Raw genomic sequence first — 17,391 nt, forward strand, 5'->3', positions numbered from 1 at the left:
TGAATGACTCGTGTGATTACTTGTATTCAGGTTCATCAACGATTTGGTCGGCCTTCGCCGCGGCGTCCGGGCGGGCGCCGATGTTGAAGCCGAGGTCGTTGGAGGAGGAGACCGGATCGTCGTCCTCTTCCTTCATGTCGATCGCGACGCCTTCGGCGTTGAGCACTTCGACGTTGAGGGACAGGGACTGCATTTCCTTGAGGAGCACCTTGAACGACTCGGGGATGCCCGCCGGCGGCAGGTTATCGCCCTTGACGATCGCGCCGTAGACGCGCACGCGGCCGTCGACGTCATCCGACTTCGTGGTCATCATCTCGTGCAGCGTGTAGGCGGCGCCGTAGGCTTCGAGCGCCCACACCTCCATCTCGCCGAAGCGCTGGCCGCCGAACTGCGCCTTGCCGCCGAGCGGCTGCTGCGTGATCATCGAGTACGGACCGGTCGAACGCGCGTGGATCTTGTCGTCGACGAGGTGGTGGAGCTTGAGCATGTACATGTAGCCCACCGAGATCGGCTTCGGGAACGGTTCGCCGGTGCGGCCGTCGAACAGCGTTGCCTTACCGTCGGCGCCGACGAGCTTGTTGCCGTCGCGGTCGGTCAGCGTCGTCGAAAGCAGGCCCTTGAGCGTCTCCTGGCGCACGCCGTCGAAGACCGGCGTCGCGACCGGAGTGCCCGGCTCGCCCTTTTCGGCACCCTTCGGCACGTACTGCTTCCATTCGGCCTCGAGGTCCGGATCGAGCGAGATGTCCCAGCCCGCGTGCGCGACCCAGCCGAGGTGCAGTTCGAGCACCTGGCCGAGGTTCATTCGCGAAGGCACGCCGAGCGGGTTGAGCATGATGTCGACCGGGGTGCCGTCCGCGAGGAACGGCATGTCCTCTTCCGGCAGGATGCGCGAGATGACGCCCTTGTTGCCGTGGCGGCCCGAGAGCTTGTCGCCCTGCGTGATCTTGCGGTGCTGCGCGATGTAGACGCGGATCATCTGGTTGACGCCGTTGGGCAGCTCGTCGCCGTCCTCCTCGGCGTCCTCACGCGTGATCTCCTTGACGGCGATGACGGTGCCCGTCTCGCCGTGGGGCACGCGCAGCGACGTGTCGCGCACTTCGCGGCTCTTCTCGCCGAAGATCGCGCGCAGCAGACGCTCCTCCGGGGTCAGCTCGGTCTCGCCCTTCGGCGTGACCTTGCCGACGAGGATGTCGCCGGCTTCGACTTCGGCGCCGATGCGGATGATGCCGCGCTCGTCGAGGTTCGCTACGGCGTCCTCGCCGACGTTCGGCAGGTCGCGCGTGATCTCCTCGGCGCCGAGCTTCGTCTCGCGGGCGTCGATCTCGTATTCCTCGATGTGGATCGAGGAGAGCGTGTCGTCCTGGACGAGGCGCTGCGAGATGATGACGGCGTCCTCGTAGTTGTAGCCGTTCCACGGCATGAACGCGACGAGCAGGTTCTTGCCGAGGGCCATCTCGCCCTTCTCGGTCGCCGGGCCGTCGGCCAGCACGGTGCCTTCCTCGACGCGTTCGCCGTCGTGGATGAGCGGGACCTGGTTGTAGCACGTCGTCTGGTTCGAACGCTGGAACTTCGCGAGCTTGTAGGAGCTCGTCGTGCCGTCGTCGTTCATGACACGGATGATGTCCGCGGACACGTAGGTGACCACGCCCGGCTTCTCGGCGAGGATGACGTCGCCGGAGTCGACCGCCGCACGCCATTCCGCGCCGGTGCCGACGAGCGGACGCTCGGACTTGATCAGCGGGACCGCCTGACGCTGCATGTTCGTACCCATCAGCGCTCGGTGGCCCTCGTCGTGCTCGAGGAACGGGATCAGCGACGCGCCGACGGAGACCATCTGACGCGGCGAGACATCCATGTAATCGACCATCTCGACCGGGACGTCCTCCGCCTCGCCGGCCGCGTCTCGCACGAGCGCTTCCTTCTCGACGAAGTTGCCGTTCGCGTCGAGCTTCTGGTTCGCCTGCGCGATGACGTGCTCGACGTCACGGTCCGCGGTCATGTACTCGACCTCGTTGGTCACATGGCCGTTGACGACCTTGCGGTACGGCGTCTCGATGAAGCCGAAGGGGTTGATGCGGCCGAAGGTAGCGAGCGAGCCGATAAGGCCGATGTTCGGGCCTTCAGGGGACTCGATCGGGCACATGCGTCCGAAGTGGGACGGATGCACGTCGCGCACCTCCATCGACGCGCGGTCGCGCGACAGGCCGCCGGGGCCGAGGGCCGACAAGCGGCGCTTGTTCGTCACGCCCGCCAGCGGGTTGTTCTGGTCCATGAACTGCGAGAGCTGCGAAGTGCCGAAGAACTCCTTGATCGTCGCGTTGACCGGACGGATGTTGATGAGCGACTGCGGCGTGATCGCCTCGGCGTCCTGCGTCGTCATGCGTTCGCGCACGACGCGCTCCATGCGGCTCAGGCCGGTGCGCAGCTGGTTCTGGATCAGTTCGCCGACCTGGCGGATGCGGCGGTTGCCGAAGTGGTCGATGTCGTCGACGTCCACGCGCAGCTCGATGTCCTCGCCGTCGCGCTTGCCCGGGAACGTCGCGGCGCCGGCGTGCAGCGTCACGAGGTACTTGAGCGTCGCGATGATGTCCTCACGGCTGAGCGAACGGTCGTTGTAGTCCTTCTCGAGGCCGAGCTTGCGGTTGATCTTGTAGCGGCCGACGCGCGCCAGATCGTAGCGCTTCGTGTTGAAGTAGAAGGAGTCGAGCAGGTTCTTGCCGGCTTCCGGCGTCGCCGCGTCAGTCGGGCGGATCTTGCGGTAGAGGTCGACGAGGGCTTCGTCCTGCGAGTCGATCTTCTCGTTGTCGAGCGCATCGAGCACGAGCGGGTAGCCTTCGAAGGCCTCGCGGATCTCGGAGCGAGACATGCCGATCGCCATCAGGAAGACGATCGCCGACTGCTTGCGCTTGCGGTCGACGCGCACGCCGAGGAAGTCGCGCTTGTCGATCTCGAACTCGAGCCATGCGCCACGGCTCGGGATGATCTTCGCGCCGAAGATCTCCTTGTCCGAGGAGCGATCCTGCTGACGGTCGAAATAGACGCCCGGGGAACGCACGAGCTGCGAGACGATGACGCGCTCGGTGCCGCCGATGATGAAGGTGCCGTGCGGCGTCTGCAGCGGGAAGTCGCCCATGAAGACGGTCTGCGACTTGATCTCGCCGGTGTCGCCGTTCTCGAACTCGGCGTTGACGTACAGCGGCGCCGAATACGTGTAGTCCTTCTCCTTGCATTCCTGCACGGTGTGGCGCGGCTCTTCGAAGTACGGGTCGGAGAACGTCAGGCTCATCGTCTGCGAGTAGTTCTCGATCGGGGAGATCTCCTGGAAGACCTCGTCGAGTCCGGAGATGTGAGCGACGGTGTGCGTGCCCTTCTCCTCGTCCTCCTGGACGCGGGCCTGCCAGCGCTCGTTGCCGATCAGCCAGTCGAAGCTGTCGGTCTGCACGCCGAGCAGATACGGCACGTCGATGGGTTCGGCGATCGAGCCGAAGTTCACGCGATCCGACGCCTTGTGCAGGTCGATGTCCCGCTGGTCGGCACGCGCGATGATGGAAGTGGTGTTCGTCGTAGTCTCAGACAATGGACGTTCCTTATCGCTGCTTGTTGTTCGTAACTATGCTCACAGTCGGAAGCGCGGACACCGGCCGCCATATGCCGAGGTGCGCGGGCGCTTCGTCTTCGATAGCATGCCCGCCATATGACACACTAAGACACGGAATCAATATACTATCGATTCCAACCCGCAGAAGCAATCGATATTCCGAAAATGTGAGCAATCTCACAGTATGCACTGTGTTATCGACAATCGCAGCAGTGTCGACGATGCTGCAGCGTTGTCGGCGTTCGCAGCAGTGTCGACGATGTTCGCAGCATCGTCGTCATCGACATGCGCAGTCCGCGCTCAGCCGACGGTGATTGTCACCGGCTTGCTTTCGACGTGCGTGTCGCCGTCGATGACGAGCTGCGCCGTGTACGTGCCGCGGTCGACGTGCGGCAGCTCCCCCGACGCCTTGCATTCGTCGCCCGAGCGCACCGTATCCCAGACGATCTGCTGTTCGTCGGTGACGCCCTCCATCATCAGCAGCGGACGGTACGTCGCCTCGCACGCGTCGGAACGCCACACCGTGTCCGCACCCGACTTGATGACGAGGACGCGCGCGTCGTCGGCGCCGTCGACGAAACAGCCGGCCGGGTCGGTGCCGACGTACGTCATCGTCGCCGTGAACTCGAGCGAGCCGCCGAGCGGCACGACGTCGGCCGCCGGCGTCAGCGTCATCTGCAGATTCTTCGCCGTGCAGTCCTTCACCTTGCTTTTCTTCGGCGGATCGGGCACCGCCGTGCGCGACACGGCCATGCGGTCTCCCACGCCGATCCAGTCGTGTGCGGCGACGGCGCCGCGAATCAGACTGTAGACGCACAGCACGCACACGATCACGAACACGAGCAGGCCGCCGAAGAACACGAGGCGGCGCTTGCGGTATATCGCGCGCTTGCGTTTCGACATCGTGCGCTTGCGCGGCCGCGCGCCGCCCGATGACGACGTTGTTCCCAACGACGATTCCGACGACGCTGTTCTCGACGACGACGTGCGCGGCGACGATTTCGACGACGTGCGCTGATGTGGTGGCTTCGGCATGCTCACCATCTTATCCACCCCACCCACGTCATCCTTGTTAATCGTTAATCCGTTAATTCCTGTTGATTGACTTTTCGTCGGTGTTTTTGTCGACTTCGTCAGTCGCCCGCGCGTCGACTACCGCGGCAGCCGCACGCCGTGGCCGTCGACGATCTCGATCAGACCGTCCTCGTCGAGCGATGCGATGCAACGGTCGAGCTGCACGCCGTCGGGCCACAATCGTCCCGCCGCCTCGCGCGACAGCACACCGTGCGCATCGGCAGACAACTCGCGCAGCGCCTGCATGACGATGCCACGCACCTGACGGTCGGTGCCGGCGAAACGCTGCCGCGGCCGCGTGCGCCGCTCCCCCAGCCGCGGGCGGCCGGCGGCGAGGAAACGGCAGCGCTCGCGCAGCGGACAGTCGTCGCACGCCGGCTGTTTCGCCGTGCACACGAGCGCGCCGAGTTCCATGACCGCCTGATTCCACGTCGCGCTCGCCTGCGCGTCGCTCGGCAGCACGACGTCGGCGAGCGCACGCTCGAGCGCGCTCGCGGCGCCCCCGAGCGACTCCTCGCCAAGGAACACGCGGCTGAGTACGCGGCGGATGTTCGTATCGACGACGGCGATGCGCTCGCCATAGGCGAAACTGAGCACGGCGCTCGCCGTGTAGTCGCCGATGCCGGGCAGCGCCGTCAGCGTCGCGTAGTCGCGCGGCAGCTCGTCGTGGCATTCGGCGGCGACGACGCGCGCGCATTCCTGCAGCCGCAGCGCGCGGCGCGGATAGCCCAGCCGTCCCCACGCTTCGAGGACGTCGGCGCGCGGCGCAGCGGCGAGCGCGGCGGCGTCGGGCCATCGTTCCATCCACGCGGTCCAATACGGCACGACCCTGCCCATCTGCGTCTGCTGACTCATGACCTCGCACACGAGGACGCCCCACGGCGACGTGCGTCCGTCGCGCCACGGCAGTGTGCGCGCGTGCACGTCCCACCATGCGAACAGCGGTCGGCGCAGCTGTTCGGCGAGGCGTCGCGCGGATGCGGCGCGCGAGACGCCGACGACGTCGCTCGGTTCGGCGTTCTTCTTCGTTCGGGTGACCATAGCCTCGCCATTGTAGAAGCCGCGTCGCGCCGGGGCAATATCGTGTGTCACGTGACGAATGAAGCAACGAATCCCGCGAACGCCACCGACCCGCAGGCGCAGGTAGAGCGGATGTTCGAATATGGTTACCGCAAATCGAACTACGGTCCCGACGAACTCGTGACCGACGCGCACGGCAATCCGATTTCCGTCGTCGACGCGATGATGTCGGCGAAGGAGGCGGCGAACACGCCGACGTCGACGCCGCATCTGTGCTACTACTCCCCGCGCATCCCCGGCAACACCGGCTCGGCGATCCGCCTGTGCGCGGTCACCGGCACGATCCTGCATCTCGTGGAACCGCTCGGCTTCAACCTGCGCGACACGAAGCTGCGCCGCGCCGGTCTCGACTACCATGACATGGCACATGTCGTGCTCCACCCGAACTTCGAGGATCTCGTCGAGTCGATGCCGGATTCGCGCATCATCGCGTTCACTGCGCATGCGACGAAGCTGTACACCGAAGTGGAGTACCGGCCGACCGACATCCTGCTGTTCGGCCCGGAGCCGGGCAACATCCCCGATCCGACCGACATCATGTTCGGACCGCACGTCGCCGAGCAGGTGCGTCTGCCGATGCGGCCGAGCCTGCGCAGCCTCAACCTGACGAACTGCGCGTCGATTGCGATCTATGAGGCCTGGCGGCAGCTGGGATTTGATGGGGGTCAATGACCATCCACCCTAAAATCGCAGATGGGCGTGCATCAACCGTTTGATGCACGCCCATCTGCGATTTTAGGGTGGGGTCAGTTCTTGAAACTGTGGATCGGCGCCGGAATGCGGCCGCCGCGCGTCACGAAGGCCCCGCAGCTCGCCGTGTTCACCGGCATGATCGGCGCATAGCCCATCAGGCCGCCGAAGTTCGCCATTTCGCCGACCGTCTTACCTACGACCGGGATGACGCGCACGGCCGTCGTCTTCTGGTTGACCATGCCGATCGCCGATTCGTCGGCGATGATGCCGGAGATCGTCGACGCGGGCGTGTCGCCGGGGATCGCGATCATGTCAAGGCCGACCGAGCACACGCACGTCATCGCCTCGAGCTTTTCGATCGTCAGGCAGCTCGATTCGGCCGCGTCGATCATGTTCTTGTCCTCGGAGACCGGAATGAACGCGCCGGACAGGCCGCCCACATAGGAGGACGCCATGATGCCGCCCTTCTTGACCTGATCGTTGAGCATCGCGAGCGCGGCCGTCGTGCCGGGGCCGCCTACCTGCGCGAGTCCCATCTTCTCAAGCACTTCGCCAACCGAGTCGCCGACAGCCGGCGTCGGCGCGAGCGACAGGTCGATGATGCCGAAGGGCACGCCGAGGCGCTTCGACGCCTCCTGCGCGACGAGCTGGCCGACGCGCGTGATCTTGAACGCCGTGCGCTTGATCGTCTCGCACAGGAATTCGAAGTCCTTGCCGACGGCTGCGTCGAGCGCGCTCGAGACGACGCCCGGGCCGGACACGCCGACATTGATGACGGCGTCGCCTTCGGTCACGCCGTGGAATCCGCCCGCCATGAACGGGTTGTCGTCGGGCGCGTTGCAGAACGCGACGAACTTGACGCAGCCGTAGGAGTCGATGTCGGCGGTCGCTTCGGCGATCTCCTTGATGATGTGGCCGAGCATGTCGACGGCGTTCATGTCGATGCCGGTCTTCGTCGAGCCGACGTTGACCGACGAGCAGACGATGTCGGTTTCGCTCAGCGCGGCCGGCAGCGAACGGATGAGCAGTTCCTCGGCCGGCGTCATCGACTTCGAGACGAGCGCCGAGTATCCGCCGATAAGGTCGACGCCTACGGTCTTCGCCGCGTGGTCGAGCGCGTGCGCGATCTTGACGAAGTCGGCGCTCGTCTTGCAGCAGCTCGCGCCGACGAGCGCGATCGGCGTCACCGTGATGCGCTTGTTGACGATCGGGATGCCGAAGTCGCGTTCGATCGACTCGCCGGTGGAGACGAGGTCCTTCGCGTAGGTCGTGATTTTGTCGTAGATCTTGCCACAGGTCTCGTCGACGTCGGTCGTCGCGCAATCCATGAGGCTGATGCCCATCGTGATCGTGCGCACGTCGAGCTTCTCCTGCTCGATCATCTGGTTGGTCTCGTGGACCTCCATGATATTCAGCATGCTGGTTCCTTCCGGCTCTGGCCTATTGCGTTCACGTGGATGGCGTCCGCGGCCTCAGACGCGGTGCATCTTCGTGAAGATCTCCTCGCGCTGGCAGCGGATGCGCACGCCGATGTCCTCGCCGAGGGCCTCGAGGTCGTCCACGATCGTCTCGAATGCGACGTCCGCGTCCGCGTAGTCGACGATCATCATCATGTTGAAGAATCCGTCGATGATCGTCTGGGAAATGTCGAGCACGTTCGTGTGGTGTTCGGAAAGGTACGTGCAGACGCGAGCGATGATGCCGACGGTGTCCTGGCCGACGACGGTGATGATTGCCTTGTTCATGGATCTCCCTGGGTCTCGGGCGCGGTCGCCCTGGAAAAGTACCGGCAAGACCAAAGTATAGGGAGGAGCTGTGCCAAGTTCGGCGATGTCCCACATGTCAGGATGTCGCGGCCGGACGGCAGCGGCCCGTGACCCACCCCTGTGCAGGGCGCGTCGCGGGCCGTTCAATGCTGCCTATCGACGTTCATCGACGTTCATCGGCGCTCGCCGCCGTTCGCCGTTATCGTTTCGCGTGGTGCGTCGGCTGGTTGCGCATGCGCCGGCGCTGCACGACGAACACGGTGACGATCGCGGCGACGACGAGCGTCACGATGATCGCCGTCACCGTGATGTCCTGCGTCAGGCCTTCGTCGCGGTACGGCGTGTGCTGCTGCGGCGATTCGGTCGGGATGCGGTGTCCGGTGACGATGAGGCGATGCGAGTTGACGCCGTAGGGCGTGCAGGTCACGAGGCTCGCGAGGTCGCGTCCCTCCTGGATCGCGAGGTCCTTGACTTCGTTCGGCAGCACCGTGTGCGTCGCCTCGACCTCGTAGGTGAGCACTTCGTCGTAGACGGTGATCGTGAACTTGTCGCCCTTGCCGAGCGTGTCGAGGCCGGTGAACAGCATCGCGCTCGGCAGGCCGGTGTGCCCGGTGAGCACCGTGTGCGTCGATTCGCCGCCGATCGGCAGGCTCGAGCCTTCGAGATGGCCGGCCGCGATCTGCAGCACCGTCTCGTCGGTGCCGTGGTAGATCGGCAGACGCGCCTTGATCTTCGGAATCGTCACGTAGCCCATGATGCCGGTGCCGGACACGTCGAGGATCGACTCGTACACCTTCTTTTCCTCGGGTGTCGGTAGGAAACGGGAATTGCCCTGTCCGACGAGCGATTCGTTGTACTCCTTCGCGCGCGCGAGCTCCTTGTCGCGGTCCTCCTTGGATGTGTCGGCGACCTTCTCGATATAGCCGGCGACGGCGCGCGACGCGACGTGCCTGTTCCACGCGTCGGCGATCGTCGGATAGAGGATCAGGCCGACGCCGATGAGCAGCAGCGCGCTCATCGCGGCGAGCATCGCGAAGAACCTGCGGTTGTCCTTCTTGCGTTTGCGCGCGAGCTCCTCCGGCGTCAGCTTCGGCTTGCCGGGTTCGTGCGGGTCGATGATCTCGGCGAATCCGTCCTCCCCCGCCGATGCGGCCGCCGCGTCGGCATCGTGCGCGTCGGCATCGTGCACATCGTTGTCATGCACATCGTCGCCATGCGCGTCGCTGTCGTGCATCTCCTCCCACATGTCCCAATCGTCGTGATTGCCGCCGTGTTCGTCGTGGTTGCCGTCGTCCCACCTGTCAGCCATAGCGCGTCCACCCTCTCGCCGGCAGCGCGCGCGGCGCGGCCGTCACTGCGATCCGTTTGTCGATCTGTTTGTCCGTTTAGAGCATAACCGCACAGTCACGCATTCGCACGTCGCATTCCCAAACCTTTACGTTTGCGTCCGCGACGTCCCCTTACGCCAACGTCCCCTTACGCCAGCAGAGGCATAAGGGGACGTCGTTCGGCAATCGTCATCGACCATCGTCATCGACGATGTCGACGCGCGAACGTCAGCTCACGCACTGCGACGCTGCAGCCGCATATGCCGGCAGCGCGCGCGGCGCACGGAAGCCGCGGCGTGCGAATTCGTCGGCGATGCGCTGCGCGATGCGTTCGCTCGCGCCGGCGTCGACGAGCGCGATGATCGATCCGCCGAAGCCGCCGCCGGTCATGCGCGCGCCGTACGCACCCTCGGCGCGCGCGACGTCGACAGCCACGTCGAGTTCGGGCACCGTCACCTCGTAGTCATCGCGCAGCGAATCGTGCGACGCGTTGAACAATGCGCCAGCCTCCTGCATGTCGCCACGTGCGAAGGCGTCGATGAATTGGTCGACGCGTCCGATCTCGGTGACGACGTGCCGCACACGTTTGCGCATCGTCTCGTCGCTGAGCCGCGCGAGCACGTCGTCGAGTGCCTGCTGCGGATCGTCGGAGGCGTCGACGGCGTCGGCGACCTCACGCAGGTTCGCGACGCCGAGCAACGCCGCCGCCTGCTCGCACATCGTGCGGCGCGCCTCGTACTGGCCGTCGTTGAGCTGATGCGGCGCGCGCGTGTCGAGCACGAGCAGCTCGAGGCCGTAGCGGCCTAGATCGAAGGGCTCCTGCTCGACGTTTTCAAGTGCGCTCAAGCCAGGACGGCAGTCGAGTCGCAGCGCGTGGCCTTCGGTACAGCGCATCGACGCGTTCTGGTCGAGACCGCCGGTCGACGCGCCCGCCATGTCGTTCTCCGCACGGATCGCCGCGTCGATCAACGTGACACGGCTGGCGTCGCTGCCGCTGAAGCCGAGCGCGTGCACGTCGTCGAGCGCGAGCGCCGTCGAGCACGTCATCGCCGCCGACGAGCTCAGTCCCGAGCCGAGCGGCACGCATGACGCGAAGGCCGCGTCGAAGCCGCCCACCTGATCGAATCCGGCCTCGCGCATCGCCCATGCGACGCCGACCGGGTACGCCGCCCAGCCGTCGACGCCGCCGGCCATAAGGCCGTCGAGGTCGGCTTCGGCGACCGTGTCGGGTGCGACGTCGGAGACGACACGCACCGTCGTGTCGTCACGCGCGCCGAGAGCCACATACGTGCGATGCGGCAGCGCGATCGGCAGGCACAGGCCACCGTTGTAGTCCGTGTGCTCGCCGATGAGGTTGACGCGTCCGGGCGCCGCCCATACGCCGTCCGGATCCTTGCCGTAGCGCTCGCGGAACAGTGCGGCTGCCTGCTGCGCTCCCTGCTCGTCGCCCATCGCCTCGATGAATTCCACCTGTGCCATAGTTGTCTTCGTCTTTCGTCTGCCGTGTTCTGTCGTGTTCCGATTGGTGTCGCGCCGCTCAGCTTTCGTCGGCGATGTCGACGGGGCCGAGCTCGTGGAAGCGCGCCGCGATGAGTTCGGGCGTCGTGTCCGACACCCACGCCGCCATGCCCGATTCGGAGCCCGCAAGGTACTTGATCTTGTTCGTCGCGCGGCGGAACGAGAAGAACTGCAGGTTGAGCCGGTAGTGGTCACGGCGCGCGTCGCGCACCGGCGCCTGATGCCAGGCGGCGATGTACGGCAGGTCCATGCCCTTGCCGTCGCCCCTATCGAAGAAGCGGTTGCCGCGCTTGAGCAGCGTAGAGTACATCTGCGCGAGGTCCCAGCGCTCCTGGTCGTCGAGCTCGTCGAGCGTAAGGATGCCGTCGCGCAGCGGCGCGACGTGCACCTCGAGCGGCCAGCGCGCCGCGGCCGGCACGTAGGCGACCCAGCTGTGGTTGCGCATGACAACACGTTCGCCGGCCTCGATTTCGGCGGCCATCAGGTCGTGCAGCAGATTGCCGCCGGTGCGCTCGAAGTAGGCTTCAGTGTGCTCGAGCTCCGTTTCGAGCTTCGGTGCGATGAACGGGTACGCGTAGATCTGGCCATGCGGATGCGCGAGAGAGACGCCGATCTCCTCGCCGTGGTTCTCGAACGGGAAGATCTGCTCGATGCCGTCGATCGTGCTCAGTTCGGCCGTGCGGAAGGCCCACGCCTCGACGACGGTGCGCAGACGCGACACCGGCAGGTCGGCGGGCAGGCCGTCCTCGTCCGGGTCGAAGCAGATGACCTCGCAGCGGCCGGCCGCCGGGCGCACCTGCCACAGCGGGTTGCCGTCGACGTAGCCGACCTCGTCGGGGACGCCGGGCACCTGCACCATCGAGGGGAATCGGTTCTCGAAGATGACGACGTCATAGTCGGTGTCCGGCACTTCGCCGTCCTGATACGGATCGCCGGGTTTGCGTGCAGCGAGCGGATTGCCCTTCGCCGTAGCGCCGGCACCGGCCGTGATCGGACGGTTCATGCGCGCCGTCGCCATCGGGATCCAGTCGCCGGTGAGCGGGTCGCGACGCATCTGCGGCGCCTGATAGCGCACTTCGACGCCGTCGGCGTCCAGATGCGGCGCGAATCGATACGGCAGCTCGCGCGGATCGTCGAGGCGGCGCGTGCGCTCACCGGAGACAAACTCGGGCTCGTCGTCGAGGTAGAAGAAGTCGCGGCCGTCGGCGAGCGTCGCCGGCGTGATGCGGATATGCTCCTTCGCGTAGTCGCCGGGTTCATACTGTGCAAATCGTGACATCGTCGTCACTCGCTTTCTGTATCGTCGGACGCCCTGTCGTGGGCGAGTACAAGCTCCTTGACGAGGTCGCGCGTCTTCGTCGCCGAATCCGTGTCGAGGCCGTCGTCGGTGATGACAGTGTCCACCTGGTCGAAGCGCGCGAACAGCGACAGCGACGTGCTGCTCCACTTCGTGTGGTCGGTGAGGATGATCGTGCGGTCGGCGATGTCCATCATCGCCATATCGGTCGCCGCCTCAAGCGAGTTCGGCATCAGGAATCCGCGCGGGATCGACACCGAGTGCGTACCGAGGAACACGGTGTTCACGCGCAGCGACGCGATGACCTTGTCCGCGATCGGCCCGACGAGCGAGTTCGAACGCGTGATGACGCCGCCGGTGACGATGACCTCGACGTCCTTCGATTCGAGGGCCTGCACGAGTTCGGCGACCGGAATCGAGTTCGTCAGAATCGTGATGCCGTTCGAACGCTGCGATTCGAGCAGATGCTGCGCGAAGACGTAGGCGGTCGTGCCGCCGCCGATCGCGATGACGTCGCCCGGCGAGACATAGTCGATCGCCTGCTGTGCGATCGCGTCCTTGAGGCCGATGTCCATCTGTGACTTGACCGAGAACAGCGGTTCGCTCAGCAGCGTGCTTGTCGACACGGCGCCGCCGTGCACGCGCCGCAGCAGACCCTTGTCCGCGAGTTCGGCGATGTCCCTGCGGATCGTCATCGCCGAGACGCCGAGCTCCTTCGAGAGTGCGGTGATGCGCACCGCGCCGCGCGTACGCAGCCGGCTCAGGATGAGATGCTGTCGTTGTGAGGAAATCATGTGAACATTATCGCACATTTCATTTCATCAGACAACTCGAAACAAACATTTCGGCGTGTTTTCCAAACAGAAGTTCACATAAACCGATCTAGTGCACACGTATGCATGACCGTTGCGGGTGGATTCGGCGGGGTCACCATAGCGGCAGCCCGCAGGTTGGACGTCAGATTGGACGTCAGATTGGACGTCAGATCGGTCATCAATCGGTTCGCGCACAACGCACGATCGCATATGCCGCGCGACGCCGTGGACGATCAGTCGGCGGCTTCGGCTTCGGCTTCAAGCTCGTCGTTGAAGTCGTCGTCGGGCGCATCGGCGATCTGCCGGCGTGCGGCGCGGCGTTCGAACTCGCGTTCGCGCGGGTCGTGCAGCTGCCGATGCATGCGCGAGAAGCCCCACTTGGTCACCTTGCGCATCGCCTCGTGTACGATCGCCCCATCCATCTTCGAAACGCCGAGCGCACGTTCGGGGAATACGATCGGCACTTCGACGACGACGCCGCCGGCCGCCACGACGCGGCGCGTCATGTCGATCTGGAACACGTAGCCGTTGTCGTCGATGCCGTCGAGGTCGATCCTGCGCAGGATGCGAGCTCGGTAGGCGCGGAAGCCGCTCGTCATGTCGCGCACCTTGAGACCGAGCATGAAACGCGCGTAGGAGGAGCCGGCGCGGGAGATGACGTCGCGGTACCACGGCCAGTTCTGTGTCATGCCGCCGGGGACGCGCCGCGACCCGAGCACGAGGTCGACACGCTCGTCGCCGTCGATGCGCGCCAGGATGCGCCGCAGGTCGTCGGGGCGGTGCGAGCCATCCATGTCCATTTCGCAGATGATGTCGTAGCCGCGCGCGAGTGCCCATTTGAAACCGTCGATGTACGCCGAGCCGAGGCCGAGCTTGCCAGGGCGGTGCAGCACGTGCAGCTTCGAGCCGGTCGTCGTCGCGTTGACGCGGTTCGCGATCTTGAGGTCGGCGGTGCTCACGTTCGCATCGGAGAGCAGCGCCGCGTCGTCGCCGTCCTTGTAGAACGAGACGTCGTGCGCGATGTCGTTGCTCTTGGCCTCGACGCTCAGCCCCGGCGTCATATGCGTGGCCTTCGCGATGACGTCGGCGAGCTGGCCGGTGCCGTCGGGCGAGTCGTCGTCGACGATGAGCACGTCGACGTCGGGGTTGAGTTCGAAGACGCCGCTGAGCGTCGGTTCGAGGTTCTCACGCTCGTTGTACGTCGGCATGACCACGCATACACGACCCGTCATATCCGCCTCCCGTCCGTCGGCCGCCGGTCGTCTGCACCCGACTTTACCGCATGACGCACGGCCGCATGGCCGCACAGTCGGGTCGGCCTTCGGTTCCCGTACCGACTGTAGTCAGCGACCCCGGCGCGCGCACATCGTGCAGCCATCGGCAAAACCTGCCGGGCGTGTGTTTTCGGCCATATGCTTCGCGCGTTGCGGCGGCAAGCATGGGCACCAAGCATGGCCGGCGTGCATGGCACAATGGAACAATGGCTTACGTTTCCGAAAACAGCTTGCATGACGCGATCAACAAGGCGACGACCGACTTGTTCACCTGCGCGTACAAGCACGTCATCAAACCGCATTTCGTCTTCAACAAGCCGCCGGACCAGTCGCACGCCCAGATGATCGAGTTCTGCAAGGTCACGCGCAACATCCCGCCGCTGATGTGGCTGCTGCGCCAGATGCTCGACTACACCGACCCTATCCTCGAAACCTCGGTCATGGGCGTCGACTTTGCCAACCCCTTCGGCTTGTCCGCCGGTCTCGACAAGGACTGCGAGATGGCGACGCTGCTCGACAACGCCGGATTCGGCTTCGAGACGGTCGGCTCGACGACGGCGCGTCCCTGCGCCGGCAATCCGCGCCCGTGGTTCCATCGGCTGCCCGAATACGATTCGATGATGGTGCACGTCGGGCTCGCGAACGAAGGCTCGGACAAGATCATCGCGAAGACCGAGCAGGCGTGGCGCCGTACGCGCACGATGCAGATGTCAGTGTCGATCGCCCGCACGAACGACGATCTCGTCGGCGGCATCGACGAAGGCATCGAGGACTACTGCATCTCGATGAAGCGCGCCGCCGGCCGCACGGCGATGGTCGAAGTGAACATCTCGTGCCCGAACACGAAGGTCGGTGAACCGTTCAACGAGGATCCAAACGCGCTCGACCGCCTGTTCACCGAACTCGACAAGATCGAGCGTCCGCAGCCGACGCTCGTCAAGATGCCGCTCAACAAGACGTGGGAGGAGTTCCGCGAGCTCATCGACGTGCTCGCCGAGCACAACGTACAGGGCCTGTCGATCGCGAACCTGCAGAAGGACCGCAGCGGCATGACGATTCCACCGTCCTGGCTCGGAGGCCTGTCGGGAGGCCCCTGCACCGTCGAAAGCACCGAGCTGATCCGCCGCGTCTACCGCGACTACGGCGACCGCTTCGCAATCGCCGGCATCGGCGGCGTCTTCACGCCGCAGCAGGCGTATGAGAAGATCCGCGCCGGCTCGTCGCTTGTCATGTTCATCTCGGCGCTGATGTACCGCGGGCCGCAGCAGATCAGCGTGCTCAAGCGCGGGCTCGCCGATCTGCTGCGCCGCGACGGCTTCGCGCATGTGGCCGACGCCGTCGGCGTCGACGCCTGATTCGCGCGTGAAGGGCGTATGCGAAGGCCCCGGCAACCGCCGGGGCCTTCGCATACGCCCTTCACAAGGCACCAGGCACCGTTTCGGCACCTGTCCGCGTTGTATCTGCGTTGAGGGAGAGCAACATCTTGGATTGGGCCAAGTAGCGCCACGGTATTATGCGGGTTTCAGGCCCTGATACTCGGCCATATCGCCGAAGAGGCACTCCCTCAGTGCAGATAGGCTGGAGAGACGGCTGGAAATACGCCTAGCTCACCACTGTTCGCCGTCGCGCCATGCTCCGCGCACAAGCTGCGGCGGGTAGTCGATGCACTCGCGCGGCATGCCTAGCTTCGCGGCGGCCCGCAACGGCCAGTACGGTTCGCGCAGGGCTGCGCGGCCGATCTCGACGGCATCGGCCTGCCCGTGCGTAAGGATCTTGAGTGCCTGACGCGGCTTCGTGATCAGGCCGACGGCGGTCGTCGCGATGCCGGCTTCATTGCGCACCCGGTCGGCGAAGGACACCTGATAGCCGGGACGCACCGGAATCGTCACATGCGGCAGCACGCCGCCGGTCGAGACGTCGACGAGATCCACGCCATGCGCCTTGAGAGTCTTCGCGAGTGTAACGGCGTCGTCGGCGCCGAAGCCGCCCTCGACCCAGTCGGTCGCTGAGATGCGCACGAACACCGGCATGTCGTCGCGCACGACGCCACGCACCTTGTCCACTATCTCGATGAGCATGCGCGCCCGGTTTTCCGGTGATCCGCCGTACTCGTCGTCGCGCACGTTCGTCAGCGGGTCGAGGAATTCGGACAATAGATAGCCGTGGGCCGCATGGATCTCGATCGCTTCGAAGCCGGCCTCCTGCGCGCGCCAGGCGGCGTCGCGGAAGCGATCCTCGATGTCGTGGATCTCGTCGACGGTCAGCGCTCGCGGTTCGGGGAAGTCGCCGAAGGCGATCGCCGACGGCGCCACGGTGCGCCAGCCGCCATCACTGGGGGCGAGGGCCTCCCCCGGCACGCCGATGCCGAAGCATCCGGCCGAGGCCTTGCGCCCCGCGTGGCCGATCTGGATCGCCGGCGTCGCGCCGGCGCGCTTCATGCCGTCGACGATCCACCGGTAGGCGCCGATCTGCCCGTCCTCCCACAGACCGAGATCGCATGGCGAGATACGTCCCTCGGGAGTGACGGCCGTCGCCTCGACGATGATGAGCCCGAAGCCGCCGAGCGCCCGGGACACGTAATGCTGGTAGTGGAAATCGGTCGGCCTGCCGTCGCATGCCGTCACCGAATACATGCACATCGGCGGCAGCCAGATGCGGTTGCGTGCGCTCGTGCCGCGGATCGTGATCGGTTCGAACAGGATCGGCGTCTCCATCGAAATCGGCGTCTCCATCGAAGTGGAGGACGTCGCCTTCGAGGACGTCTTCGACTGTTTCGTTGAGGTCTTCGTATGCTTCTTTGCTTTGCCCATACCGCGCACTGTAGCATATCCGCGCAGAGGCGCCAGGTTTCACTTCTCCCCGCCGCCCCCGCCGTACTCACACCGCACACCTACCAACTCCGCTCCCCACCACGCGAAAAAGGGCGCCCCTTCCATTCGGAAAGGGTC

Annotated in this window: 13 protein-coding genes; 2 read left to right on the forward strand and 11 right to left on the reverse strand. The window is 65.4% G+C overall.

The annotated features are described in order from the left end of the window. Window positions 1-16: 16 nt before the first annotated feature. The 3 genes from rpoB to CGZ88_RS04810 form a co-directional block, all read right to left on the reverse strand. Window positions 17-3,577, reverse strand: coding sequence for a DNA-directed RNA polymerase subunit beta (gene rpoB, locus CGZ88_RS04800; protein WP_026645641.1), 3,561 nt, complete (start codon window positions 3,575-3,577; stop codon window positions 17-19). 321 nt (window positions 3,578-3,898) lie between these two features. Beyond that, window positions 3,899-4,633, reverse strand: coding sequence for a hypothetical protein (locus tag CGZ88_RS04805; RefSeq protein WP_243390075.1), 735 nt, complete (start codon window positions 4,631-4,633; stop codon window positions 3,899-3,901). A gap of 117 nt (window positions 4,634-4,750) precedes the next feature. Further along, window positions 4,751-5,713 carry an HhH-GPD family protein gene (locus CGZ88_RS04810; protein WP_101671242.1) on the reverse strand — a complete coding sequence of 321 codons (963 nt, stop codon included), beginning with the start codon at window positions 5,711-5,713 and terminating at the stop codon, window positions 4,751-4,753. Window positions 5,714-5,764: 51 nt separating this feature from the next. Between CGZ88_RS04810 and CGZ88_RS04815 the strand changes: the two genes are divergently transcribed. Next, window positions 5,765-6,424: a tRNA (cytidine(34)-2'-O)-methyltransferase gene (locus CGZ88_RS04815; protein ID WP_081664156.1), complete on the forward strand. Its 660-nt coding sequence runs from the start codon at window positions 5,765-5,767 to the stop codon at window positions 6,422-6,424. A gap of 74 nt (window positions 6,425-6,498) precedes the next feature. Here the strand turns inward: CGZ88_RS04815 and CGZ88_RS04820 are convergent, their stop codons facing one another. The 7 genes from CGZ88_RS04820 to CGZ88_RS04850 all read right to left on the reverse strand — a co-directional run bounded on the left by CGZ88_RS04820 (window position 6,499) and on the right by CGZ88_RS04850 (window position 14,401). After that, a complete protein-coding gene (locus CGZ88_RS04820; RefSeq protein ID WP_101671243.1) occupies window positions 6,499-7,863 on the reverse strand; it encodes a PFL family protein in 1,365 nt (454 codons plus the stop codon). Window positions 7,864-7,917: 54 nt separating this feature from the next. Beyond that, the gene (locus CGZ88_RS04825) at window positions 7,918-8,190 is read right to left on the reverse strand and encodes an ACT domain-containing protein (RefSeq protein WP_026645646.1); all 273 of its coding nucleotides are present in this window, start codon (window positions 8,188-8,190) and stop codon (window positions 7,918-7,920) included. 220 nt (window positions 8,191-8,410) lie between these two features. Next, on the reverse strand, window positions 8,411-9,520 hold the full coding sequence (locus CGZ88_RS04830; protein WP_243390076.1) for a class C sortase: 1,110 nt from the start codon (window positions 9,518-9,520) through the stop codon (window positions 8,411-8,413). A 247-nt stretch (window positions 9,521-9,767) separates the two neighbouring features. Then, window positions 9,768-11,018: a galactokinase gene (gene galK / locus CGZ88_RS04835; protein ID WP_101671244.1), complete on the reverse strand. Its 1,251-nt coding sequence runs from the start codon at window positions 11,016-11,018 to the stop codon at window positions 9,768-9,770. A gap of 58 nt (window positions 11,019-11,076) precedes the next feature. Then, window positions 11,077-12,336 carry a galactose-1-phosphate uridylyltransferase gene (galT, locus tag CGZ88_RS04840; RefSeq protein WP_026645649.1) on the reverse strand — a complete coding sequence of 420 codons (1,260 nt, stop codon included), beginning with the start codon at window positions 12,334-12,336 and terminating at the stop codon, window positions 11,077-11,079. A gap of 5 nt (window positions 12,337-12,341) precedes the next feature. Then, on the reverse strand, window positions 12,342-13,148 hold the full coding sequence (locus CGZ88_RS04845; protein ID WP_026645650.1) for a DeoR/GlpR family DNA-binding transcription regulator: 807 nt from the start codon (window positions 13,146-13,148) through the stop codon (window positions 12,342-12,344). A gap of 254 nt (window positions 13,149-13,402) precedes the next feature. Beyond that, on the reverse strand, window positions 13,403-14,401 hold the full coding sequence (locus CGZ88_RS04850; protein ID WP_101671245.1) for a glycosyltransferase: 999 nt from the start codon (window positions 14,399-14,401) through the stop codon (window positions 13,403-13,405). A 248-nt stretch (window positions 14,402-14,649) separates the two neighbouring features. Here CGZ88_RS04850 and CGZ88_RS04855 point away from each other — a divergent pair, with 248 nt between their 5' ends. After that, entirely contained in the window at window positions 14,650-15,798 is a 1,149-nt protein-coding gene (locus tag CGZ88_RS04855) for a quinone-dependent dihydroorotate dehydrogenase (RefSeq protein WP_101671246.1), read from the forward strand. A 252-nt stretch (window positions 15,799-16,050) separates the two neighbouring features. On the opposite strand, the gene CGZ88_RS04860 is transcribed toward CGZ88_RS04855, so the two are convergent. Next, the gene (locus CGZ88_RS04860) at window positions 16,051-17,175 is read right to left on the reverse strand and encodes an NADH:flavin oxidoreductase/NADH oxidase (protein ID WP_101671294.1); all 1,125 of its coding nucleotides are present in this window, start codon (window positions 17,173-17,175) and stop codon (window positions 16,051-16,053) included. Window positions 17,176-17,391: the final 216 nt, after the last annotated feature.

It is taken from the genome of Bifidobacterium anseris (genome assembly GCF_002860345.1).
In the GTDB taxonomy this organism is placed as follows: domain Bacteria; phylum Actinomycetota; class Actinomycetes; order Actinomycetales; family Bifidobacteriaceae; genus Bifidobacterium; species Bifidobacterium anseris.

Coding starts and splice junctions, on each gene's coding strand:
- galT (WP_026645649.1), bottom strand. CDS start 12,336: ATGTCACGATTTGCACAGTATGAACCCGGCGACTACGCGAAGGAGCAT.
- CGZ88_RS04825 (WP_026645646.1), bottom strand. CDS start 8,190: ATGAACAAGGCAATCATCACCGTCGTCGGCCAGGACACCGTCGGCATC.
- CGZ88_RS04845 (WP_026645650.1), bottom strand. CDS start 13,148: ATGATTTCCTCACAACGACAGCATCTCATCCTGAGCCGGCTGCGTACG.
- CGZ88_RS04805 (WP_243390075.1), bottom strand. CDS start 4,633: ATGCCGAAGCCACCACATCAGCGCACGTCGTCGAAATCGTCGCCGCGC.
- CGZ88_RS04810 (WP_101671242.1), bottom strand. CDS start 5,713: ATGGTCACCCGAACGAAGAAGAACGCCGAACCGAGCGACGTCGTCGGC.
- CGZ88_RS04830 (WP_243390076.1), bottom strand. CDS start 9,520: ATGGCTGACAGGTGGGACGACGGCAACCACGACGAACACGGCGGCAAT.
- CGZ88_RS04820 (WP_101671243.1), bottom strand. CDS start 7,863: ATGCTGAATATCATGGAGGTCCACGAGACCAACCAGATGATCGAGCAG.
- CGZ88_RS04855 (WP_101671246.1), top strand. CDS start 14,650: ATGGCTTACGTTTCCGAAAACAGCTTGCATGACGCGATCAACAAGGCG.
- CGZ88_RS04860 (WP_101671294.1), bottom strand. CDS start 17,175: ATGGAGACGCCGATTTCGATGGAGACGCCGATCCTGTTCGAACCGATC.
- galK (WP_101671244.1), bottom strand. CDS start 11,018: ATGGCACAGGTGGAATTCATCGAGGCGATGGGCGACGAGCAGGGAGCG.
- CGZ88_RS04850 (WP_101671245.1), bottom strand. CDS start 14,401: ATGACGGGTCGTGTATGCGTGGTCATGCCGACGTACAACGAGCGTGAG.